The 22,517-nt window shown below is 63.2% G+C and carries 21 protein-coding genes and 1 pseudogene; 17 read left to right on the top strand and 5 right to left on the bottom strand.

Translation table 11 applies throughout. The annotated features are described in order from the left end of the window. Positions 1 to 100: 100 nt before the first annotated feature. Both IEY38_RS14020 and IEY38_RS14025 read left to right on the top strand, forming a co-directional pair. Positions 101 to 1,072 (top strand): annotated as a pseudogene (locus IEY38_RS14020) (BMP family ABC transporter substrate-binding protein); the annotation flags it as partial. 372 nt (positions 1,073 to 1,444) lie between these two features. After that, entirely contained in the window at positions 1,445 to 2,560 is a 1,116-nt protein-coding gene (locus IEY38_RS14025) for a BMP family ABC transporter substrate-binding protein (RefSeq protein ID WP_188978771.1), read from the top strand. 108 nt (positions 2,561 to 2,668) lie between these two features. Here IEY38_RS14025 and IEY38_RS14030 read toward each other — a convergent pair whose 3' ends face one another. Continuing rightward, positions 2,669 to 4,384 (bottom strand): N-acyl-D-amino-acid deacylase family protein, encoded by a 1,716-nt coding sequence (locus IEY38_RS14030; protein WP_188978773.1) that lies wholly within the window; start codon positions 4,382 to 4,384, stop codon positions 2,669 to 2,671. A 148-nt stretch (positions 4,385 to 4,532) separates the two neighbouring features. Here IEY38_RS14030 and IEY38_RS14035 point away from each other — a divergent pair, with 148 nt between their 5' ends. The 9 genes from IEY38_RS14035 to yqeB all read left to right on the top strand — a co-directional run bounded on the left by IEY38_RS14035 (position 4,533) and on the right by yqeB (position 14,816). Beyond that, positions 4,533 to 5,765 carry a Zn-dependent hydrolase gene (locus IEY38_RS14035; protein ID WP_188978775.1) on the top strand — a complete coding sequence of 411 codons (1,233 nt, stop codon included), beginning with the start codon at positions 4,533 to 4,535 and terminating at the stop codon, positions 5,763 to 5,765. Positions 5,766 to 5,974: 209 nt separating this feature from the next. Further along, positions 5,975 to 6,553: a (2Fe-2S)-binding protein gene (locus IEY38_RS14040; RefSeq protein ID WP_188978778.1), complete on the top strand. Its 579-nt coding sequence runs from the start codon at positions 5,975 to 5,977 to the stop codon at positions 6,551 to 6,553. Further along, positions 6,546 to 8,996, top strand: coding sequence for a xanthine dehydrogenase family protein molybdopterin-binding subunit (locus IEY38_RS14045; RefSeq protein WP_188978780.1), 2,451 nt, complete (start codon positions 6,546 to 6,548; stop codon positions 8,994 to 8,996). The genes IEY38_RS14040 and IEY38_RS14045 overlap by 8 nt, the downstream gene beginning before the upstream one ends. Positions 8,997 to 9,122: 126 nt before the next feature. Then, on the top strand, positions 9,123 to 9,692 hold the full coding sequence (locus IEY38_RS14050; RefSeq protein WP_188978781.1) for a (2Fe-2S)-binding protein: 570 nt from the start codon (positions 9,123 to 9,125) through the stop codon (positions 9,690 to 9,692). After that, positions 9,689 to 12,169 (top strand): xanthine dehydrogenase family protein molybdopterin-binding subunit, encoded by a 2,481-nt coding sequence (locus IEY38_RS14055; RefSeq protein WP_188978783.1) that lies wholly within the window; start codon positions 9,689 to 9,691, stop codon positions 12,167 to 12,169. Before IEY38_RS14050 ends, IEY38_RS14055 begins: the two co-directional genes overlap by 4 nt. Before the next feature lie 100 nt (positions 12,170 to 12,269). After that, on the top strand, positions 12,270 to 12,641 hold the full coding sequence (locus tag IEY38_RS14060; protein ID WP_188978785.1) for a DsrE/DsrF/TusD sulfur relay family protein: 372 nt from the start codon (positions 12,270 to 12,272) through the stop codon (positions 12,639 to 12,641). Then, positions 12,638 to 12,991, top strand: a complete 354-nt coding sequence (locus tag IEY38_RS14065; protein ID WP_188978787.1) for a DsrE family protein — start codon at positions 12,638 to 12,640, stop codon at positions 12,989 to 12,991. The genes IEY38_RS14060 and IEY38_RS14065 overlap by 4 nt, the downstream gene beginning before the upstream one ends. A 2-nt stretch (positions 12,992 to 12,993) precedes the next feature. After that, positions 12,994 to 13,239 carry a hypothetical protein gene (locus IEY38_RS14070; RefSeq protein ID WP_188978789.1) on the top strand — a complete coding sequence of 82 codons (246 nt, stop codon included), beginning with the start codon at positions 12,994 to 12,996 and terminating at the stop codon, positions 13,237 to 13,239. Next, positions 13,236 to 14,816 carry a selenium-dependent molybdenum cofactor biosynthesis protein YqeB gene (yqeB, locus tag IEY38_RS14075; protein WP_188978791.1) on the top strand — a complete coding sequence of 527 codons (1,581 nt, stop codon included), beginning with the start codon at positions 13,236 to 13,238 and terminating at the stop codon, positions 14,814 to 14,816. The genes IEY38_RS14070 and yqeB overlap by 4 nt, the downstream gene beginning before the upstream one ends. A gap of 17 nt (positions 14,817 to 14,833) precedes the next feature. Here yqeB and selD read toward each other — a convergent pair whose 3' ends face one another. Beyond that, entirely contained in the window at positions 14,834 to 15,874 is a 1,041-nt protein-coding gene (gene selD, locus IEY38_RS14080; protein WP_188978793.1) for a selenide, water dikinase SelD, read from the bottom strand. 2 nt (positions 15,875 to 15,876) lie between these two features. Further along, a complete protein-coding gene (locus IEY38_RS14085) occupies positions 15,877 to 16,125 on the bottom strand; it encodes a sulfurtransferase TusA family protein (RefSeq protein ID WP_011222658.1) in 249 nt (82 codons plus the stop codon). 94 nt (positions 16,126 to 16,219) lie between these two features. Between IEY38_RS14085 and yqeC the strand changes: the two genes are divergently transcribed. From yqeC to phnE, 6 genes are all read left to right on the top strand, one after another. After that, positions 16,220 to 17,005 (top strand): selenium cofactor biosynthesis protein YqeC, encoded by a 786-nt coding sequence (yqeC, locus tag IEY38_RS14090; RefSeq protein ID WP_188978795.1) that lies wholly within the window; start codon positions 16,220 to 16,222, stop codon positions 17,003 to 17,005. Between the two features lie 42 nt (positions 17,006 to 17,047). After that, entirely contained in the window at positions 17,048 to 17,665 is a 618-nt protein-coding gene (locus IEY38_RS14095) for a nucleotidyltransferase family protein (protein WP_188978797.1), read from the top strand. Positions 17,666 to 17,697: 32 nt separating this feature from the next. After that, positions 17,698 to 18,078: a Rid family detoxifying hydrolase gene (locus IEY38_RS14100; protein WP_005533442.1), complete on the top strand. Its 381-nt coding sequence runs from the start codon at positions 17,698 to 17,700 to the stop codon at positions 18,076 to 18,078. 89 nt (positions 18,079 to 18,167) lie between these two features. Continuing rightward, a complete protein-coding gene (phnD, locus tag IEY38_RS14105; RefSeq protein ID WP_188978798.1) occupies positions 18,168 to 19,043 on the top strand; it encodes a phosphate/phosphite/phosphonate ABC transporter substrate-binding protein in 876 nt (291 codons plus the stop codon). Then, entirely contained in the window at positions 19,040 to 19,861 is an 822-nt protein-coding gene (locus tag IEY38_RS14110) for a phosphonate ABC transporter ATP-binding protein (RefSeq protein WP_188978799.1), read from the top strand. Before phnD ends, IEY38_RS14110 begins: the two co-directional genes overlap by 4 nt. After that, on the top strand, positions 19,854 to 20,732 hold the full coding sequence (phnE, locus tag IEY38_RS14115; RefSeq protein ID WP_188978800.1) for a phosphonate ABC transporter, permease protein PhnE: 879 nt from the start codon (positions 19,854 to 19,856) through the stop codon (positions 20,730 to 20,732). Before IEY38_RS14110 ends, phnE begins: the two co-directional genes overlap by 8 nt. 28 nt (positions 20,733 to 20,760) lie before the next feature. Here the strand turns inward: phnE and IEY38_RS14120 are convergent, their stop codons facing one another. Continuing rightward, positions 20,761 to 22,095 carry a 5'-deoxyadenosine deaminase gene (locus tag IEY38_RS14120; protein ID WP_188978801.1) on the bottom strand — a complete coding sequence of 445 codons (1,335 nt, stop codon included), beginning with the start codon at positions 22,093 to 22,095 and terminating at the stop codon, positions 20,761 to 20,763. Positions 22,096 to 22,214: 119 nt separating this feature from the next. Next, positions 22,215 to 22,412, bottom strand: a complete 198-nt coding sequence (locus IEY38_RS14125) for a 30S ribosomal protein S17 (protein WP_188978802.1) — start codon at positions 22,410 to 22,412, stop codon at positions 22,215 to 22,217. Positions 22,413 to 22,517: the final 105 nt, after the last annotated feature.

A 22,517-nucleotide genomic window follows, 5' to 3' on the forward strand; every position in this document is an offset into this window, starting at 1 on the left:
GACCCACATCTATAGCATATATTTGGACAATAGTATAGAGAAGGCTGCGTGAACAGAACTATTTAAGTTATTGTTTCTGCAATGACTACCCGGTTAGTTAATGGTTGACAAGAAACATACCAAATCGAGACGGGAGCTACTGACAGCACTTGGGGCAGCAGGAATTACCGGGCTCGCGGGTTGTAGTGGTGGTGACGGGAGTGGTGGCGAGGCGGCCACCGACACCGCCGATGGCGGGGCTGCCGACGGTACTGCGACCGGCAGTGATGGCGGGTCCGGAACGGATTCCGTCACCGCTGCCTGGGTGTACAATTCGGAGGTCGGCGACCTCGGTTGGTCCTGGGCCCACAACGAAGGGCGGAAGGCGGTCGCAGTGGAGTACGACTGGCTGGAGACGGAGTACACAGAGGCTGTCGCCCCCGCTGATTCCGAGCGGGTATTCGAACAGTACGCGCAGGGAGACGCCGATATCATCTTCGGCTGTACGTTCGAGTATCAGGACCCAATGGCGTCGGTGGCGGAGCAGTACCCCGATACGTACTTCGAACACAACACCGGCTACCTGACGATGGAGAACATGGGGCGATACATGGGGCGGATCTATCAGCCCCGGTACCTCGCCGGGCAAGCAGCCGGGACCGTAACGGAGACAGACACGCTAGGATACGTAGCGGCCTTCCCGATCCCGGAAGTCATCCGTGGCATCAACGCCTACGCGCTCGGGGCCGCGTCTGTCAACGACAGCGCGACGCTGAAAGTCAGATGGACGAACTCCTGGTTCGACCCGCCGACCGAGAGCGAGGCGGCGAACGCCCTGCTGGACGAGGATGTCGACGTGATGGCCCAGCATCAGGACTCCCCCGCCGCACTCCGTGCAGCCGCCGATGCGGGTATCTGGGCGACCGGCTACGACGCGCCGATGGGCGACATTGCCGGCGAGAACTATCTCACGTCGCCGATCTGGCACTGGGAGGAGTTCTATGGGCCGACTATCGAATCTGTCAGGGACGGCACCTGGGAATCCGACGCGTACTGGGGAGGCATCGAGTCGGGCATCTGTAGTCTGGACGACTGGGGGCCTGAAGTCCCCCAGGAAGCAAAAGACACCGTTTCGGAGGCGCGGTCGGCGATGCTCGACGGCGACCTCGATGTCTGGACCGGTTCGGCGTTTGAGGGCGAGGGCGACGAGTTCCTCTTCCAGGAGATGAGTAGCTACGTCGACGCCGTCGAGGGCGAGGTCCCGAGCTGACCCCGCCACCGGTCTTCGACTACAGTAATCGCCTGTGTGTTGCTGTGGCTCCCGGGAGAATATAACAACGTTCGTAGTATTATTGAGGTATGAATGGGAATTCCGACTAATTTTGTTCCAATGTATTCCTTCGCTGCAAGGTCAAGAATGGTATCGCTTAAGTAGGAGTTTCCGCTACCTCTACCCAGTTCAGTAATGGTGAATACCAACCGAACGATATCGCGGCGGGAGATGCTGGGTGCGCTTGGGGCGACAGGAGTAACCGCACTAGCCGGCTGTAGTGGCGGGAGCGACGACACAAACACGGCTGACGGCACGGCGACCGGCGAGAGTGGCTCCGGGTCCGACTCCGTCACCGCTGCCTGGGTGTACATCTCAGAGGTGGGCGACCTCGGGTGGTCCCACGCCCACGACGAGGGGCGAAAGGCGGTCGACAAAAAGTACGACTGGCTGGAAACCGAGTACACGGAAGCTGTCGCGCCGGAGGACTCGGAACGCGTGTTCGAGCAGTACGCACAGGGTGACGCCGACATCGTCTTCGGGACGACGTTCAACTACCAGGACCCGATGTTCAACATTGCGGAACAGTACCCAGACACGTACTTCGAGCACGCGACCGGCTATCGGACCCGAGAGAACATGGGCCGGTACATGGGTCGGATCTACCAGCCCCGGTATCTCGCCGGCCAGGCAGCTGGGATGGTGACCGAGAACAACACGATTGGCTACGTCGCCGCTTTCCCAATCCCCGAAGTTATCCGCTCGATCAACGCCATGGCACTCGGCGCGCGGTCGGTGAACCCGGACGCGACGTTCAAAATCCGGTGGGTCAACGCGTGGTTCGACCCACAGACCTCGAAGCAGGCAGCCAACTCACTCATCGATGATGGCTGTGACGTTATCTCACAGGAGCAGGACTCCCCTGCACCGGTCAAGGCTGCAAACGAGGCAGACGTGTGGGCCTCCGGCTACAACGCGCCGATGGGCGAGTTCGGCGGCGACAACTACCTCATCTCCCCGGTGTGGAACTGGGAAGAGGTGTACGACCCGACCATTTCGGCGGTTCGGGACGGGACCTGGGAATCCGATGCCTTCTGGGGCGGCATGGAGACGAACCTCCCAACGCTCGACGAGTGGGGGCCGGAGGTCCCGCAGGAGGTCAAAGACACCGTCGCCGAGACAGAAGAGAAAATCGTCAACGGCGAACTCGACGTCTGGGCCGGTTCGACGCTCGAGGACAAGAGCGACGAGTTCCTGTTCCAAGAGATGAACAGTTTCGTCAACGCCGTCGACGCCGAAGTATCGGAGTAGAACGGCCCAGGTTCACCGTTCGTTTCCGCCCCGATACTGTCCCGCCGGTAGCGAGCAGTCGGATAGGCGAGTCCCCGGATAGTTGGTCAGAGCGGGCAAGCCAACTAATCAACCGTTCGCAGCGCGGTCCAGTTCGGGACGGGTCGCACCGCCCCACTCCTCGTACGAGCGAAGCACGTCGCCGTTTCGCTCGCCGGTCAGTTCGCCGTCCCGAACAGCTATCTCGCCGCCGACGAGGACGTACTCCATCCCGTCGGAGAACTGGAACGGGTTCTCGTAGGTCGCGTTCGCCGACACCGAATCGAGGTCGAAGACCACGAGGTCCGCGATGTATCCCTCGTGGACGTAGCCGCGGTCCCTGAGGCCGAGGATATCAGCCGGGTTGCCTGCGGCTTTGTACGCCAGCAGTTCCGGCGAGAGCACGTTCCGTTCTCGGACGTAGCGTTCGAGAATGCGACTGAACGCGCCGATAGCCCGCGGATGAGGCTTTCCGCCGAAGATGCCGTCCGTACAGAACGTGCCGCGGTCGTCCGCGAGAAACCGCTCGATGTCTTCCTCGGCCATCACGAAGTCGGCCATCGTCACGTCCAGTTCCTCCGCGACGAGCAGTTCACACATCGCGTCGACCGGCTCGCGGCCCATCTCGGCGGCGATGTCCGCGATGGTGTCGCCCTGATAGCGGCCACTCCCAGTCCGCGTGATGAGGATATTGTCCCACGACCCGGCGGCGTAGGCGAGGTTCTCCCACTCACCCGGCTGAGAGATGTCAGTGGCGATACGGTCGCGAACTGCCGCGGAGTTCAGACGGTGACGGATGTCCTCTGAGTCGCCCTGCCGTGCCCACGGCGGCAACAGCGCGGTGAGCATCGTCGACCCGGCTGTGTATGGATACTGGTCGAAGGTGACCCGTTGCCTCCTGTCGCCGGCGTCGTCGAACAGGTCGAGCACGGCCTCGGAATCTCCCCAGTTCTGTTGACCGCCAACTTTGAGATGGGAGACGTGGGCGTGACAGCCGCCACGCTGACAGATGTCGAGGTACCGGTCGATGGATTCGACCACGCGATCCGTCTCGTTCCAGACGTGAGAGATCATGAACGAGTCGCGCTTGGCGAGGGTGTCCGCAAGCGCCACCAGTTCATCGTCGCGAGCGTACGAACTCGGCGGATATATCATTCCCTTCGACATACCGAACGCGCCTTCTTCCAGCGCTACTTCGAGTTCCTGTCGGATTGCATCTAATTCACCGGGCGCTGTGTCGTGGTCGGACGTTGGTCTGTCCAGTCGTTGACCGGTGACTGGCCCGGCGGCGACGACGTGTTCGCCGCTGAGTGGGCGGTCCTCGAACCCGGCCAGCATCGACCTGATGTTGCCGTGTGGGGCGTAGTACGCGCAGTTGACAGCTGGGTCAGCGGATTCAAGCGCCTCGAGATAGCCGGAAACGGTGTGCCACGGCCACGTTTCGCCGAGCGTGCCATCGAGTGATTTGACCCGTTCCGCCCACTCGTCAGTGAGGTTCGGCGGCACCGGGGCGACGCTGACCCCGTCCTGGCCGAGGACTTCCGTCGTGATTCCCTGCGTCAGTTTCTCCTTGGCACTGGGATTCTCGAAAAGCCGCAGCTCCGAATGCGCATGCATATCGATGAATCCCGGCGCGAGATACGACCCGTCGAGATCGATAACGCGGTCGGCGTCGAGCGGGGCCTCGCTGATGGCATCGATTCGACCGTCGGCGACACGCACGCTCGCAGTGAACGGAGGGCGACCGCTCCCGTCCAGCACCCGCGCGTCTCTGAACGCGATGGACGCGGCACTCGGCTCAGTCATGTCTGCCGACTCGCGGAACGGTCGTTTGGCTCTTTCGGTGGTCTCAACCGTGTGTGACAGCGGGCGAGCGCGTGCCACACATGTCTGTCAGCCTGTGTGGCGCTACCCCGACGCAATCTTCAAGACGACACCGCGGAACAGCTACCCAATGCCATCCGTCAGTCTTGATAGCGAGCGGTTCAGACGGCGTTTCGATACGTTCAACAAGATCGGCGCGACGGAACGGGGCGGCGTCAACAGGCCGAGCCTGTCCGACGAGAACAAGGCAGCCCGCGACACACTGGTCGAGTGGTTCCGCGAGGCCGGGCTGGAGGTCCGTATCGACGCGATGGGCAATATCTTCGGTCGCCGAGACGGGACAGAGGGCGACGCCACGCCGGTGCTGTTCGGGTCACACATCGACAGCCAGTACAACGGCGGTCGGTACGACGGCGTTATCGGCGTCCTCGGGGGGCTGGAGGTCATCGAGGCATTCAATGACGCCGGCGTGACGACCGAGCGCCCGCTAGAAGTCGTCGCCTGGAGCAACGAGGAGGGCGTCCGTTTTCAGCCGGATATGCTCGGCAGCGGTGTCTACTGTGATATTTTCGACCTCAACTACGCGTACGAGCGCGAGGACAAGGAGGGCAGGCGGTTCGGCGACGAACTCGAACGCATCGGCTACAAGGGGGATGTTCCCTGCGAAACCGACGACATCCACTGCTACTTCGAGATGCACGTCGAGCAGGGGCCGTTTCTCGAACAGCAGGACATCCCAGTCGCCGCTGTCGAAGGCGTGTTCGGCTTTTCCTGGCTGAACGTCACCTTCGAGGGCCAAGCGAACCATGCCGGGCCGACGCCGATGGATATGCGTCACGACGCCTTCGTGGCGACGGCGGACGTAACGCGCGCGGTCCGTCGGATCACAGCGACCGAAGGAACGGACCTCGTTGGGACGGTCGGCAGCGTCGACGTGTGGCCGAACGCTATCAACGTCATCCCCGAGACGGTGGAGTTCACGCTCGATTTCCGCTCGTACGACGACGCCGTGGTCGATGCAGCCGTCGAACAGATCAGGGAAGGGGTCGCCCACGCCGCTGAACGCGAAGGGCTCGAATACGAGATCGAGGAGATAATGCGAGTCGACGCGGACCCGTTCGATCAGGACTGCATAGACACGGTTGTCGAAGCCGCCGAGACGGTCGGCTGTGAGTACACGCGGCTGGTCAGCGGCGCGGGCCACGACGCCAACTACCTCAACAAGATAGCCCCGACGAGCATGATTTTCGTCCCGAGCGTCGACGGGATCAGCCATCGCGAGAGCGAGTTCACTGAATGGGACGACATCGTCACCGGGACTGAGGTACTGCTGAACGCGGTGCAGGAGAAGGCTGCCGAGTAACCAGGCTCGTTCGCAGGGAGTATCTGTCACAGATTTGGCACACGCCACACATCGACTGGTACGTCTGTCGTGGCTGTGTCAGCCGGTTGTCGTGTGGTGGGACGTGCCCGTGACTTTCGCTGGCAACATTGCGATCAGACACCTGTGAAGCATACATATATCAGAGAGTGCTGTACAGTTGTTCACTAAGAGGCGTGTGTGCGTATCGCATGCCGAAAACTGGAGGGAACGCTGTGGATATCGAACTCACGATCAACGGCGAGCGGACGACAGTCGAAGCCGGGTCGGCGGATGACCTGGCGACGGTATTGAGACAGCACGGCTACATCGGCGTGAAATGTGGCTGCGACGGCGGAACCTGCGGTGCATCGAAGGTATTCATCGACGGTGAAGTTCGGATGGCTTGCGGGATGGCGGCGACAGACGCCGACGGGAGTGAGATACGGACCGTTGCGGCGCTCGGGACACAGGCCGACCTGCACCCGGTCCAGCAAGCGTTCGTGGACAACTTCGCAGTCCAGTGCGGGTTCTGTATCCCGGGGATGGTGATCCAGGCAGTGGCACTGCTGGATTCGAACCCCGACCCGACAGAACAGGAGGTCCGGGAGGCGCTAGACGACAACGTCTGTCGCTGCACCGGGTACCAGAAGCCGGTCGAAGCCGTTCTGGACGCGGCGGGTCGGATGCAGGGCGAGCAGTCGGTCGCCGCGGACGGCGGCCGCCCGGTCACTGTGCCGCCGCACGGGGACGAGTCGACCAGTTGCTGTGGAGGTGGCTGCGATGAGTAACGATGACGAGACACCCAAGGCCGATGGGGGTACGGCCTCGCAGTCAGAGACTGTCGAAGACGGACGCTCCGAGGAACACCCGCTCGAATGGGACGAGCCAGAGAACAACGACAAGGCCCCCGACGAACGCGACAGCGTCTCCCACCGGACGGAGAAGTACGACGACCGAAAGCTCGTCACCGGGCAAGCGAAGTACACCGCCGACTACGAGGAACGGTATCCCGACCTCGCGTACGCGGCAGTTGTCCGGAGCGACATCCCACACGGCCACGTGACCGATATCGACACGAGCGCGGCCGAGGCGATGGACGGCGTTGACGCGGTCCTGACACCCGAATCCGACGCAGTGCCGGACACGAAATACACCAGCGCCGGACAGTCTTACCCCGAGCCAAGCCCGTGGGACATGCACGTGCTGAACAAGCACGTCCGCTACATCGGCGACCCGATTGCCGCCGTCGCAGCCGAAGACCGGGCGACCGCGACCGCCGCTGTCGAGGCCATCGAGGTGTCGTACGAGGAGTACGACTACGTCACCGACCCGGAGGACGCCTTCGACGAAGACGCGCCGCAGTTGTTCGAGGGCAGCGAGGTCGAGAACGAGATCGTCGGCCACGACTACGACTGCAACCGGATGGCCCATATCGGGGGCGAACTTGGCGATGTAGATGCAGCACTCGATGGCCACACGCACGTCCATGAGACCGAGTGGGAGACGATCCGGCAGTCCCACGCCAACGTCGAGAAACACACCTCGCTGGCCTACACGAACGAGGACGACCGCCACGTCCTCATTACCAGCACGCAGGTGCCCAACCACACCCGGAGACAGCTTGCCCACCTGTTCGATATCCCGATCCGCGACATCCGTGTGACCAAGCCCCGCGTTGGCGGCGGTTTCGGCGGGAAACAGGCGATGGTCGTCGAGCCGATTCCGCTCGCGCTCTCGCTCGCCACCGACCGCCCGGTCCTGTACGAGGCCAGCCGCGAGGAGGAATTCTACGCGATGCGCTCGCGCCATCCGATGAAGGTCAAAGCGAGGACAGCCGTCACCGACGACGGCGACATCGAGGCCATCGACATCTACGCGCTGTCGAACACCGGCGCGTACGGCAGCCACGGCATGACTGTCGCGGGCAACGTCGGGAGCAAGCCGATGCCGCTGTACTCGAAGGTTCCCAACGCCCGCTTCGAGGCCGATATCGTCCATACGAACACGCCACAGACCGGTGCGATGCGGGGGTACGGCGCACCACAGGGTACGCTCGCACTGGAGGGACATCTCGATGAGGTCGCTCGCGACCTTGGTCTCGATCCCATCGAATTCCGGCGGCGACACCACATGGAAGTCGGCGACCTCGACGAGATCGCGGGGATGATGGGCGGGGAGGGGGCGAACCGCCGTATCCGCTCGTGTGGCCTCGACGAGTGCATCGAGCGCGGAAAGGACGCCATCGGCTACGACGACCTCGAACAGCCCGACGAGGACCACCTGCACCGCGGCATCGGGATGGCGCTGTCAGCACAGGGGACCGGCGTCGCCGGCGACGAACTCGGGGCCGCCCAGATAATGATGAACGAGGACGGGAGCTTCCACCTGCAGGTCGGCGGCGTCGACATTGGGACAGGCGCTGACACGGCGTTCCTCCAGATCGCCGCCGAAGTACTGGGCTGTGACGAGGACGACATAATCGTCAAATCCTCCGATACGGATGTAACGCCCTTCGACTACGGCGCGTACGCCTCCTCGACGACGTACATCAGCGGCATGGCGGTCAAGAAGGCTGCAGAAGACGCAAAGGCGCGGATTCTCGACTGGGGAGCAAAGCTATTAGACGAGCCGGTCGGTGATCTGGAAACCGGCGACGGAACGGTGTACAGCGAGACCAGCGGCGATTCGGTCACGCTCGAAGACATCGGCTATGAGGCCGCGTACGGCGACGACGAGCGCGAACACATCCTGGGGAAGGGGACCCACTGCACCGAGGAGAGCCCCCCGCCGTTCGCTGCCCAGTTCGCTGACGTAACGGTCGACGAGACAACCGGCGAGTTCGAGGTCCACAAACTGGTCGTCGCAGTCGACTGCGGCGTCGCCATCAACCCCGGCATGGCCGAGGGGCAGATCGAGGGCGCGAATCATATGAGCTACGAGATGGCCGTCAGTGACGGTATCACACTCGACGAGAAGGGCCGGGCGGAAGTAGCTGACTTCGACGAGTACGGACTGCCGTCGGCGACCGAGACGCCGCCCATCGAGTCGATTCTGGTCGAGACACACGAACCGACCGGTCCGTTTGGCGCAAAATCGGTCGCCGAAGTCCCGACGAACACAGTCCCGCCGGCACTGTCAAACGCCGTCCGGGATGCCGTCGGCGTCCGCATCCGGGAGATGCCCATCACCGCCGAGAAAATCAAGACAAAACTGGACGAGCGTGAAACCTGAATCGGATCGCGTGGACAGCCATGGCTACAGTGCCGGTGTGTCGGCGTGCCATATCACAAATCCGCGATAGCTATTTACCGTTCTGTTCGTCATGTACCTGACATAGCCAGCGAGCTGATGAGCCATATGGAAATCGAACTGGAAATTAACGATGTGGAACGGACGGTCGAAGCGTCGAAGTCCGATTCGCTTCTCGATGTCCTTCGACGGAACGGGTACACCGGCGCGAAGCGGGGATGCGACACTGGCGCGTGCGGCTTCTGTACGGTGCACGTCGACGGCGAGCCAGTGAAGTCCTGCGTCGAACCGGTGACGAAAGTACGGGACGCATCCGTCAGGACAATCGAAGGCCTGGGCGAACAGGACGACCTGCATCCGGTGCAACAGGCATTCGTCGACAACACTGCGCTGCAGTGTGGGTTTTGTATTCCGGGGATGATCATGCGCTCGACGGCGCTACTGGAGACGAATCCGAACCCAACCGAACAGGAGGTCCGGGAAGCCCTGTCGGACAACCTCTGTCGGTGTACTGGCTATAAGAAAATCGTTGAAGCAGTGCTAGACGCCGCCGAACGGATGAACAGCGACACAGCCGTCGCCGCCGACGGTGGGCAGGCAGTCGATGGCGACGGCGGGGCCGGTGCTGGGACCGAGTGTTCACTCGGCGGATGCGATTGCATGGAGGGCGACCAGTGAGCGATTCCGACCGGGTGCGGAAGACGAGCAAGCAACCAGAGGGGACGGAGAGGAAAGAACCGGACCCAACCGAAGCCGACAGAGAGTCAGCGACGGGCGCGGCACGCGAACCCGACCGCAAGCCCGAATCGGAGCGCGACGCCATCTCAGTGGACGAGGAGAAAGACGACGCACGGAAAATCGTCACCGGGCAAGCCCGCTACACAGCGGACTACCGTGACCGGTTTCCGGACCTCGCCCACGGGAGGGTCGTTCGAAGCGACATCGCCCACGGATACGTCGAGTCGGTCGACACGAGCGCCGCCGAGGCGATGGACGGCGTCGACGCCGTCATCACGCCGTTCGACGACGTGGTTCCGGACAAGCTGTACTCCAGTTCGGGCCAGTCCTATCCCGAGCCGAGCCCGTGGGATCTGAAGGTGTTGCGCGAACACGTTCGTTTCGTCGGCGACCCGGTCGCCGCCGTGGCGGCTGACGACCCGGAAACAGCTGACCGTGCCGCACGCAAAATCGAAGTCGAGTACCGGGAACTGGACGCCGTCTTCGACCCCGAGGAAGCCTTCGGCGAGGACGCGCCACAACTGTTCGAGGCTGATGACGTAGAAAACAAGCAGTCAGGCGCGGACTACAGCCAAAACCTCGAATCACACTTCGAGGGGGAACTCGGTGACGTGGACGCGGAATTTGAACAGGCGAGCGACGACGAGGAGCGATACGTCATTGAGACGGAGTGGGAAACGCCGTACCAGTCCCACTGCGTCCCGGAACCGCACACGACCATCGCCTACACGGACGAGGACGACCGGCACACGTTCATCACGGCGACACAGGTCCCCTTCCACACCCGCCGCCAGATAGCGCACCTGTTCGACGTGCCCATCCGCAACGTGCGGGTGAAGAAACCCCGCATCGGCGCAGGGTTCGGGTCGAAACAGGAGATGGCAATCGAGCCGATAACATTCGCACTGCATCTAGCGGCTGACCGGCCAGTCAAACTGGAGATGAGCCGTCAGGAGGAGTTCACCGCGCTTCGCTTTCGACACCCGATGCAGATGCAGATGCGGACCGCAGTGACGGACGACGGCGATATCGAGGCGATGGACCTCTACACGCTGTCGAACTCGGGGGCCTACGGTACCCACGGCATGACCGTCGCGAACAACGTCGGAACGAAGCCGCTTCCACTCTATCCCCGCGTCCCGAACGTCCGTTTTTCGGGGGATGTGGTCCACACGAACCTCCCGATGGGGGCGGCTATGCGGGGCTACGGCGCGCCACAGGGACATTTCGCCGTCGAAGCGCACATGGATGAGGTAGCCCGCCACCTCGGCTTCGACCCGATCGAGTTCCGCCTGCAGAACGCGGTCCGCGAGGGTGACCTCGACCGGAGCGTCGCGATTCTGAAAGACGGTGACCGGTTCACCCGGGAGATTCGCTCGTGTGGCATCCGCGAATGTGTCGATCGTGGGAAGGAAGCCATCGGCTACGACGGCATCGAACAACCCGACGAAGACCATCGCAAGCGCGGGGTCGGAATGGCGCTCATCGCCCAGGGAAGCGGCGTCGCCGGGAAGGAACTCGGCGCGGCACAGGTGCAGATGAACGAGGACGGGAGCTTCCACCTGCAGGTCGGCGGCGTCGACACCGGGACGGGCGCGGACACGATGTTCTCTCAGATTGCCGCCGAGGTGCTGGGCTGCACTCCCGAAGATGTCGTCGTCATCGCCGCCGACACAGACCTGACGCCGTTCGACTACGGCGCGTATGCCTCTTCGACGACGTACATCAGCGGTCGCGCGGTCAAGAACGCCGCCGAAGACGCGAAAGAGCGGTTGCTGGAGTGGGGGTCGAAACTGATCGATGAGCCGCCGGAAGCGCTCGACACCGGCGACGGCGGCGTGTATAGCGAGCGGACCGATGACAGTGTATCACTGGAGGAAATCGGCTACGAGGCGACCTACGGCGACGACGAGCGCGAACACATCCTCGGAGACGGCAACCACTCGACCGACGAGAGCCCACCTCCCTACGGCGCGCAGTTCGTCGACGTGACTGTCGATACGGAGACTGGCGAGTACGAACTCAACAAGCTGGTGTTTGCGGCGGACTGCGGGGTCGCGATCAATCCTGCGTTGGTCGAAGGCCAGATAGAGGGCGGCGAGCACATGAGCCTCGAATACGCCACGAGCGGCGACCTGACCTTCGACGAGGAGGGGAACCCGGAGGTACTGGGCTTTCGCCAGTACGGGATGCCGCGGACGACGGACCACCCCGAAATGGAGACGGTTCTCGTTGAGACGCACGAACCAACGGGTCCGTTCGGCGCAAAGTCTATCGCGGAACTCCCGACGAACGGCGTGCCGCCGGCGCTCTCGAACGCGATTCGCGACGCCGTCGGTGTTCGGCTGACCGAGTTGCCGTTCACCGCAGAGGATCTGAAGGCGGCACTTGATGAACGGTCTGCTGACGATGGATAGGTTGGTTTCGGGCAGTTTTGTCCTGGTTAATATCAGACACGGAGTGTTTTACGTTGTGTCGAGCAAACTATTAAGAGCTGTTCGGGAAAATTTCGACAGTATGGCGTACATCGGATTTCTGCTGACAGGGGGTCCCTTCGACAGTGAGCGGTGGCGCACCGCCTACGAGTTGGGGCGGGCGGCGCTGGATCAGGGCCACGAGGTGAGCTACTTCCACTACCTCGACGGCGCGCTCGTCCCCGTCGCGGACCAGACCCTGCCCGGCTGTTCGGACAACGGGCTGTACGACGAGATGCCGACCGCGAAGTTCCAGGAACTCATCGCGGACGGCGCGGAAGTCATCTGCTGTGGGCTCTGTGTCGACGCACGCGGAATCGACGCACCAGCCGACTACCCTGAGGGCGTCGAAGTCGGGCTGCTCCCGGACCTAGCCGACATCATCGGCGAGGCCGACCGGGTGGTTTCGCTATGAAGCGAGATGTCGTCGTCCTGCTCACCCGCGCGCCGTACGGCCGAGTCCACATCCCGGAGGGCCTGCGAGCGGCCCGTGGGGTTGCAGCCGGATTCGATATGCACACCGTGACCGTGATATTCACGCAGGACGGCGTGTACGGCGCTCGGGATGCTGTCGACCGCGACGCACTCAACATGAGCGGACACGTCGCCGACTTGGCAGAACAGGGCGGACAGATGGTTGCGGACGGCGCGGCGATGGCCGAGCGCGGCGTCGACGAGGGCGAAATCGCCGACGACGTGACGGTCTGGTCGGACGACCGTGTCACCGCCCGTATTCGCGACGCCGACCGAACACTGGATTTCTGACAATGCTGTATCTCATCGACAAACCGATGGCCGAAGTCGGACTGCGTACCGCCGCCGGGGATCCCGAAGCACACGTCGTTCTGATTCAGGACGGCGTCTACCTCACACCGGATATCGACGCACCCGTCTCAGCAGTTGCGAGGGACGTGGACGTGCGTGGCGTCTCGCTACCGCCGGATATCGACAAGATATCCTACGATGCCGTCGTCGAGCGGCTCGTCGAACGAGAGGTGAAGAGCTTCGTATGAGCCTGTTCGAACGACTCGACGAGCTGGCTGCCCAAGGAGAGCCGGCGGCGCTCCTGACTATCGTCCGCAAGGACGGCAGCGCACCGCGGGACGTGGGGGACAAGATGGTCGTCACGGCTGACGACGAGTACGGGACTATCGGCGGCGGCACGGTCGAGCATCTCGCCGTCCAGGACGCCCGGTCAGTACTCGGTGGGGACGACGACCCCGGCGTCCGGACGTATGAACTCGAACGCGGCGGCAACACGGGCATGGTCTGTGGCGGCGAGATGGGCGTATTCATCGACCGCGTGCGCGGACAGGCACAGCTCTACATCGCCGGCGGCGGCCACATCAGCGTCGAGCTGGCCCCGCTGGCGGATCGACTGGGCTACGCCGTCACTGTGGTCGACGACCGCGAGGCGTACGCCGACCCGGCACAGTTCCCCGACGAGACAGACGTGATTCACGGCGAATACGGCGACGCGCTCGGTGATCTGCCGATGGGAACTGAGACAGCGGTGGCCGTCGCGACGCGGAGCGGGACGTTCGACCAAGACGCTGTCGCTGCAGCGCTGGACGGTGCGGCTGGCTACATTGGACTCGTCGCCAGCGAAACGAAGGCCAATCACGTCCTCGACTCACTCGCCGAGTCGGGCTACGCCCGTCGGGACCTCAGCCGTGTTCGGACGCCGGTAGGACTCGACCTCGGCGGGAGCGGGCCGGCCGCCGTCGCGCTCTCGATTCTGTCCGAGGTCACCATGGACCGACACGACGCAACCGGTGAGCGGGCGACACGGCTGAACCTCGACGACGTGGTCGTCGTTCGCGGCGGCGGCGACCTCGGTAGCGGCGTCGTCTATCGTCTGCAGCAGGCCGGCTTCCCGGTCATCGTCACAGAGGTCGATCAGCCAACGGTGGTCCGGCGGGCAGTCGCCTTCGGTTCTGCATTGTACAGAAACGAGGTGACGGTTGAGGGAGTCACTGGCCGGGCAGCGGCGGACATCGACGAGGCGCTCGGACTGCTCGCCGACGATGTCGTGCCGGTACTCGTCGACCCCGAGGCGACCGTCACCGACGAACTCGACGCCGCAGTCCTCGTCGACGCCATCATGGCGAAAGGGGCGTTCGACACCGGCACGCGTCGGGGAGATGCCGACGTGGTGGTCGGGATGGGGCCCGGTTTCGAGGCCGGCGACGACGTGGACGCGGTCGTCGAGACCGACCGCGGGCACGAGCTCGGCCGGGTGTTCTACGAGGGGACAGCGAGCGAGTACGACGGCGAGCCCGGCGAACGGCGCGGCTACACCCACGAGCGGGTGCTTCGCGCCCCGACCGATGGCGAGTGGACCCCGGCGGTCGCCATCGGCGATAGTGTCACAGCCGGCGACGTGGTCGGCACTGTCGGTGACAGGCCGGTCGAAACCGAGATAGACGGACTGGTTCGCGGCCTAGTTCACGGCGGCCTCGGCGTCAGTGAGAGCACCAAACTCGGCGATGTCGACCCTCGTAGCGAGTCTGTCGACCCAACGAAAATCTCCGACAAAGCGTTGTGTCTCGGCGGTGGCGTGCTAGAGGCAGTGCTCCGGTTGCGGTAGAAAGCACCTAACCGACGTTAGTGACGAACTTCTTCGATGGCCGGGTCGTCAATCGTGACACCGCGTCCGGCCGTAACACGGCCGACAGCCCGATAGAACACGCCGGCGTTGTCGAATGCCGATTCGACGGCGTCAGCCGAAGCCGGCGGGACGGAGACGAACAGGCCGCCGCTGGTCTCTGCGCTCTCACCCTCAGTCAGTCCGTATCCGAAAAGCGTCGAGAGGGCGGGTGTTCCCGCGATGACCGGGAGGTACGTCAGTTCGATACCGACATTGGAGCGGGCGGCCACCACGCGGCTCTGGCCGGCGAGGCCGAAGCCGGTAATATCGGTGGCGGCTGTCGCGTGTTCGCGGCACGCGAGCGCCGCGTCCCGGTTCGGTGTCGTCATCCACGCGATGGCCTCCGACTCGATTTGGTCGAGCGGGCGCTCAGTGGCGTCGGTGACCGTCTCGACGAACTGGTTGTCGGTCACGCGGGTCGCCCCCATCGCCGGCTGTGTCCCAAGCGGTTTGGTCAGGTAGAGTCGGTCGCCGGCGCTAGCCCCTTGCGAAGTGAGCAAAGCGTCGGGACGCGATGTCGCCGAGATAGCGCCGCCGGCGAAGGGCCACGGACTCATGATGGTGTGGCCACCGGCAATGACGCCGTCCATCGCGTCCAGCGCGTCGGCCATACCGGCGAGGATCGGCGCTGCGCTCTCAGTTAGCTCTCGCGGAAGCCCGAGGACGACCAGGCAATCGACGTTCTCGACCGCACCCGTGGCGAAAGCATCGCTAGCCGCGTTACAGGCGGCGATACGGCCGAAGTCGTACGGGTCGTCGAGGATAGGTGTGAAGAAATCCACCGTCGAGACCAGCGCGAGGTCGTCGGTAAGTTTCCGCGCAGCGGCGTCCTCGCCAATGCCGAACAGCAACGCGTCGCTCTCACCGGAGAGGCCGGCATCGGCGAGCAGCGAATCGAGCTCGCTCTGGCCGACTTTACAGGAACAGCCATGGAGTTCAGTGTACTCCGTCAGGCGAGTCGTCTCGTCGTCATCGTCAGTCGCCGCGTCGGTTCCCACACTCAAGCCTCCGATAGCGACGCCATCTCGGTCACCCGGAGTTCGAGTTCGAACTCGTCAGACTCGCCAGCGGTCTCCGCGGTCGTCACGTCGATGCCGTGCGTCGTACACATCCGCCGAAGGTTTTCTTCAGCCGGCGGGTAATCGCCTCGAACGACGAGTGTCTCGCCGGTATCGAGGTCCGAAAGCGCCTGCCGGACGATGAGCGCCGGCCGGGGGCAGATTTCACCACGAACGTCTACACGGGCCATACCGATACGTGTGTTACTAGGTCACAAAAACGCTATCGCCGCCACACGTCGTTGCCCCGGGAAGCTATTTGTGTGTCTTGGGCGGAGCGATCATATGGATCTGGCTGCTGCGCTGGGCCTGGGTTCCAGCGCCGCTGTCGCCTTTGTCGGGGCCGGCGGGAAGAAAACCGCGATGGGACAGTTGACGGTCGAGGGAACTGACAAGGGGTACGACGTGGGTTACACGACAACGACAGCGATGCCACCGCCGCCTGACCTGCCGCTGACGCTCACGGGTCCGGACGAGTGGCGGGCCGACCTCGAAGCCCACGACCCGCCAGTTGCCGTTGCTCGCGAGGGGGTAGCCGATCCGGCGCGAGTCGACCGGAAAGTTCGCGGGTTCGAGACGAGTGTGGTGGAAGAGCTATCCGATGCCGGACTGTTCGACTGGCTCCTTATCAAGGCTGACGGCGCACGTAAGCGGGAGTTCAAAGCGCCTAGCGATGGGGAACCAGTCGTTCCGAGTACAGCCAGCCACGTCGTCCCGGTTGCCTCGGTTGCCGCCGTTGGTGAAGCGCTGACGACGGACGTGGTCCATCGACCGAAGCTGGTCGCGGATATCACCGGCCTTCGTGTGGGCGACACGATCACTGCGACAGCTGTCGGGACAGTGCTCACACATCCCGACGGCGGCCTCCGAAACGCACCAGCCGAGGCATCTGTGATACCGCTAGTCAACAAAGCGGATGCCGAAACACAGCAGCATACCGCCAGAGACGTTCTCACACACGCACTTTCACAGACAGAGCGGTGTTCTCGGGGCGTCATCACGTCGTTCAAATCAGAGGTCTGTGAAGTAGTCTCAGCGGCAGACGTGCAGGAGGGGGCCACCGATGACTGAATCCGGGGAAACGGCCGGTATTGTTGCGAGACGAGGAGAAGCATGAGCAGCCAGCGCCGGACTAAAGTCGGCGGCGTTATCCTCGCCGCTGGGCAGAGTTCGCGGTACGAGTCGGGTAACAAACTGCTAGCGACTGTCGGCGGGACGGCAGTCGTTCGACACGTAGCCGAAACCGCCTGTGAGTCATCGCTATCGGACGTTGTCGCCGTCCTCGGATACGAGGGCGTGGCCGTCGCTGAGGCGCTGGAGGGTCTCTCGCTCTCGGTTCAGCATAACGACGAGTACGCAACCGGCCAGAGTGCGTCGGTTCGACATGGAGTCGACTATGCACAGGAATCCGACTGGGACGCCGCCCTGTTCCTGCTGGGCGATATGCCGTTCGTACGCGTCGAAACTATCGAGGCGCTTATCGAAACGTACCGTACAGAATCGGCAACAATTGTCGTTCCCGAACACGAGGGGACGCGGGGTAATCCGGTGCTTTTCGACGACTGCCATTTCGATGCGCTCGCCTCAGTCTCCGGCGACCGCGGCGGTCGAGATATCATCGAGACCACCGAGCAGACAGCGTTCATCGAGGTTGAGGACCCCGGTGTCCACTGGGATATCGACACCGACTCTGATCTCGCCGAGTTCACGGACCGCCGCGACAGCCTGTAAATTTAAGACACTGATGGTGGAACACTCGGCTGATGAAACGGACCATCAGCACGGCCGATGCACCCGATGCGGTTGGCGCGTACAGCCAGGCGACGACAAACGGCTCGCTCGTGTTCACCGCGGGCCAGATTCCGATGACGCCCGACGGCGACCTGCTGGACGACGAACCGATAGCGACGCAGGCAGAACAGGCGCTATCGAACGTCGAAGCGGTGCTGGCAGCCGAGGGACTGGAGATGAGTGACGTATTGAAGGTGACCGTCTATCTGGACGACATCGACGATTTCGAGTCGATGAACGACACCTATGCCGGCTTTTTCGACGAAGAGCCGCCGGCCCGGAGCGCAGTCGAGGTCGCAAACCTGCCAAAGGGCGTGGGAGTCGAAATCGAAGCAATCGCAACGAGCGACTGAGGCCGACAGACACGCATTGCTGTCGTGGGCCACACAGCCGGGATGTGGCGCACACAACTTTCAAGCCCGGCGACTCGCATCACAGCGTAATGCGACCTACGAGGCGTGAATTCCTGGGTACAGCGGCAGCGCTCTCGCTGTCGGGCTGTCTCGGAAGGACGGCGACGCCGACGCTGACGGTCGGTGTCGTGCCCGACGTGGACCCGGATACCGCCATTGAACAGAACACCGAACTCGCGACGTATCTGGCGACAGAACTCGACGTCGAGACTGAGCTACGCACAGCGGCTGACTATGCCGGTATGGTACAGGCGATGGTCGCGGGGCAAGTCGATATTGCCTACTACGGCGGTGTGTCGTACATTCTGGCGCATCATCGAGCAGGCGCAAAGCCAGTCGCCGTCGGGTCACGGAACGGACAGACGGAGTGGCACTCTGCGTTCATCGCCCCGTCAGGCAATGACCTGACAGAGATGGCAGATGTAGTCGAGGCCGCAAGCGAGACCGAACTGGTGTTTGGCGACCCACTCTCGACCAGTGGGACCGTGATGCCGACGTACCACCTTCAGACGGAATACAGCCTACACACCGACGCGTTCGCACAGGTCACACACGTCGGTGCCCACGACGCAACGGCAGAAACAGTCGGCCGGACGAGCGGTGTCGTCGGGGCGCTGAACGCCCGCATCTACGACAGACTACGCGCAGAGGACGCTGTTGATGGGGTACAAGAGCTCTGGCGGACCCCCGGTTTCCCTGATTACCCGTGGGCTGTTGCCCCGTCGCTAGAGGCAACGACAGCGGACGCTGTGCAAACGGCGTTCACGACCCTCGATTCGAAAGGGCGAACGGACATTCTCGACCAGCAGGCTGTCGACCAGTACGTCGGGGTGAGCCACGACGCGTTCACCTCGCTGGAAACGGCCGTCGAGATGGCTGGCATCGAACGGGGAGGCGACGGGTGAGGAACAAGCACACGGCGCAGCCAGAGAGCAAACAATCGGGACAGGGACTTGTGTTCGACAGTGTCACCAAGCGATTCGGCGGGAAAGTCGCGGTACGAGATGTCTCACTCAGTCTGGCTGCTGGTGAACGGGTCGCCGTCATCGGTCCGTCGGGCGCCGGCAAGACCACGCTTCTCAGGCTGGCAGCTGGCGCGTTACAGCCTGATGTCGGGACAGTGCGCTTCGACGGGAGCAGCATTACGGGTTCGACCGCGACGCTTGCGTATCAGGGGGAGACGCTCGTGGACCGGCGGACCGCACTGTCGAACGTCCTCACTGGGCGCCTTGGAGCCCTGTCCTGGCTCCATGGCTTCATCGAGCCACTGCTGCCCCAGCATCCAGAGCCAGCCCTCGAACGACTCGATACCGTCGGGTTGGCCGACCGGGCCGATGTCCCCGTGAAATCGTTGAGTGCCGGCGAACGCCAGCGGGTCGCCTTCGCACGGGCCCTCATGCAGGATGCCGAGGTCGTGTTGGCCGACGAGCCGACAGCGAACCTCGACCCCAGCTCCCGCCGGAACGTTATCGACGTGCTCAACGCTGCTCTCGACGGGGAACTGCTGGTCACCGTTCTCCACGAGGTCGACCTGGCGCTGGAGCACTTCGACCGGATTGTCGGCATGGCGGATGGCCGAGTCAGATTCGATACGCCCGCACCGGCGGTGACCGACGACCAACTGGATGCCCTCTTTGCGGCGGGGGCATCCACGCCGGATACCGATGCCGAACGAACGGGAACGGAGAAAGAGAGCGATGTCCCGGTTCCACGGTATGTCTGAGAAATATAGCGGACCAGACCCCGCCCAGCATGCTTCGACCGGACTCTCGAAACGCCAGCTCACGACACTCCTCGGCGGCTGTGTCATCCTGGCGGCCGCGGCGTGGATCGCCGAAGTGGACCCGGTGGCCCTGTTCGCCGCCGGTGCTCGTGAGCAGATGGCCGCGTTCGTCGCCGAGGGCATCCCACCGGAGACTAGCCGTGAATACCTGCTGGGACGAAGCCTTCGAGACGGCCTGCTGTGGGCTGTCGTCGAAACCCTGGCTATCAGCGTCGTCGGAACCACGCTTGCCGTCGCGCTCGCCGTCCCACTCGGTCTGACCAGTGCCGCCACTGTCACCCATCGTGGCCCGCTGTACAGAAACGCTTCAGCCGGCCGTATCGCCGTCGGACGCGGTCTCTATCACGCCAGCCGAACCGTGCTCAGCTTTCTGCGCTCCGTCCCCGGCATCGTCTGGGGGTTCCTGTTCGTTACCGCTATCGGCCTCGGCCCGTTTGCGGGTGTGCTCGCGCTTGCAGTTCACAACGCCGGTGTCCTAGGAAAACTGTACGCCGATTTCCTTGAAGACACGGACCCGATGACGACCGAGGCAGTTGCCGGAAGTGGCGCAACACGCCTGCAGGCGGTCTGTCACGGGATGGTCCCGCAGGTGACGCCTACAATCGCCTCGTACACACTGTACCGCTGGGAGTGTACCATCCGGTCGGCAGCCATCCTCGGGTTCGTGGGTGCAGGCGGGGTCGGGTACTATCTCGTCATCACCATTCAACGGTTGCAGTACGGGAAACTCTCGACCGCCATCCTCGCCGTGTTTGCGCTGGTCGTCACGAGCGACTGGCTCGGATCTCGGTTGCGGACGCGGCTCGGCTGACGGTCAGGCGAGAGACAACAGGTTCGCGTCAGGGCTTCTGTTCCTGTGCGGACTTGCGTGCGTCTTCGAGGTCCATCTCAAGGCCCATCGTCGAGGCCTGAGAGCGGACGGCGTCGGCGTCGATGGTGGTTACCTCCCCGTGTTCCATGAGGACGTTCCCGTCGACCATCGTGAAGCGAACGTCGTCGCCGTGGGCCGCAAACACCAGATGCGAGAGCACGTCGTGCAGTGGCGTCGCCCGCGTGAGGTCCGTATCGAGGCCGACAATGTCAGCGCGCCATCCCTCCCGTATCGCACCGAGTTCCTCGAAGCCAGCGGCTTTCGCACCGTTTCGCGTCGCCATCTCGAAGATTTCGGCTGCCGGCGTCACCGTCGGGTCTAGCTGGTCGACCTTCTGCAAGAGGCTCGCCTGCCGCATCTCGGTAAAGGCGTCGAGCGTGTTGTTACAGGGCGGTCCGTCGTTGCCGATTGCGACGTTGATGCCGCGGTCACGGTAGTCCCAGATCGGTGCGATACCGCTGGCGAGTTTCATGTTCGAGGACGGGCAGTGGGTGACGTGGGTCCCCGTCTCTGCGAGGACTTCGCGCTCGCTCTCGTCGGTCCAGACACAGTGCGCGAGGACGACATCCTCCCCAGTGAGACCCACCTCGTCAAGCCAGTGGATGTTGCGCATCCCAGTATCCTCTTTGACCGTCTCGATCTCGCTCTGGTTCTCACTGGCGTGGGTGTGGATGCGGACACCGTCGTACTTGTCCGCAAGGTCGCGCACTCCCCGGAGACAGGCCTCGCTACAGGAGACAGCAAAACGGGGTGTGACAGCATACCGGATCCGGTCGTTGTAGGCACCGTGATACTGCTGAATCAGCCGCTCAGATTCGTCCAGTGCGGCCTGTGTGTCCTCTAGCAGGCCGTCGGGCGAGCGCTGGTCCATCAGCACCTTCCCGAGCACGCCCCGTATGCCGATTTCGCCTGCCGCCTCAAAGGCACGGTCCGCGTGAGCGACCGAGAGGTGGTCGATACAGGTCGTGGTCCCGCTTTCGATCATCTCCAGATAGCCCAGTTTCGCCGCGACTTCCATCTCCTCGGCGGTCAGGGAGGCCTCCATCGGCAGAATATAGTCGAATAGCCAATCGAGTAGTTCCGTATCGTCGGCGATGCCACGGCCGAGGCTCTGCACAGAGTGGATATGGCCGCCGACGAGTCCCGGCAACAGTACGTCGTAGGACTGGTGTTCGTGGTCGGCGTACTGCGATTCGAGTTCGGCACGTGGGCCCACAGCCTCGATACGGTCCCCGGAGACGACGACCGCCCCGTCCTGCAGGACGGTCTCGGAATCCGCAACGACAGTCCCAGTGAGTAGCATACGTCCTGCAAGACGGTCTCTACATAAAGAAGGTCCTCATATCGGGACGGCCGCCGAGCGCAGGCAATACCGCCACAGACGTGTGGCACTCCGTGTGGCGCGTGTGCTTCGCAGTAGCCTCATCTTTGCGATCCGTTCCGTGTCCGTTTTTCGCGGGTGATGTATCTGGTGAGTCGCGTTTGGGTACGAAACGAATCCACGCTGGCAAGTCGCTGAACGAGACGGGTGTTTGTCTCGTACTGCTCGGTAAACAGTTCGGGGTACTCCGACAGTAGCCTGTCGCCGATGTCGATTATGTCCTGAGGGTCGGCCTGCATGGATGTGAGAATCGCGGAGTCTGGCTGTTAACTGCTTTGCTCACAGAAACACCACGGCTTGTCTCATACCGTTGGCCATACCCGTTGCGAGAGATTTGCGCCGCC

It is taken from the genome of Haloarcula sebkhae (genome assembly GCF_014647415.1).
Lineage (GTDB): Archaea > Halobacteriota > Halobacteria > Halobacteriales > Haloarculaceae > Haloarcula > Haloarcula sebkhae.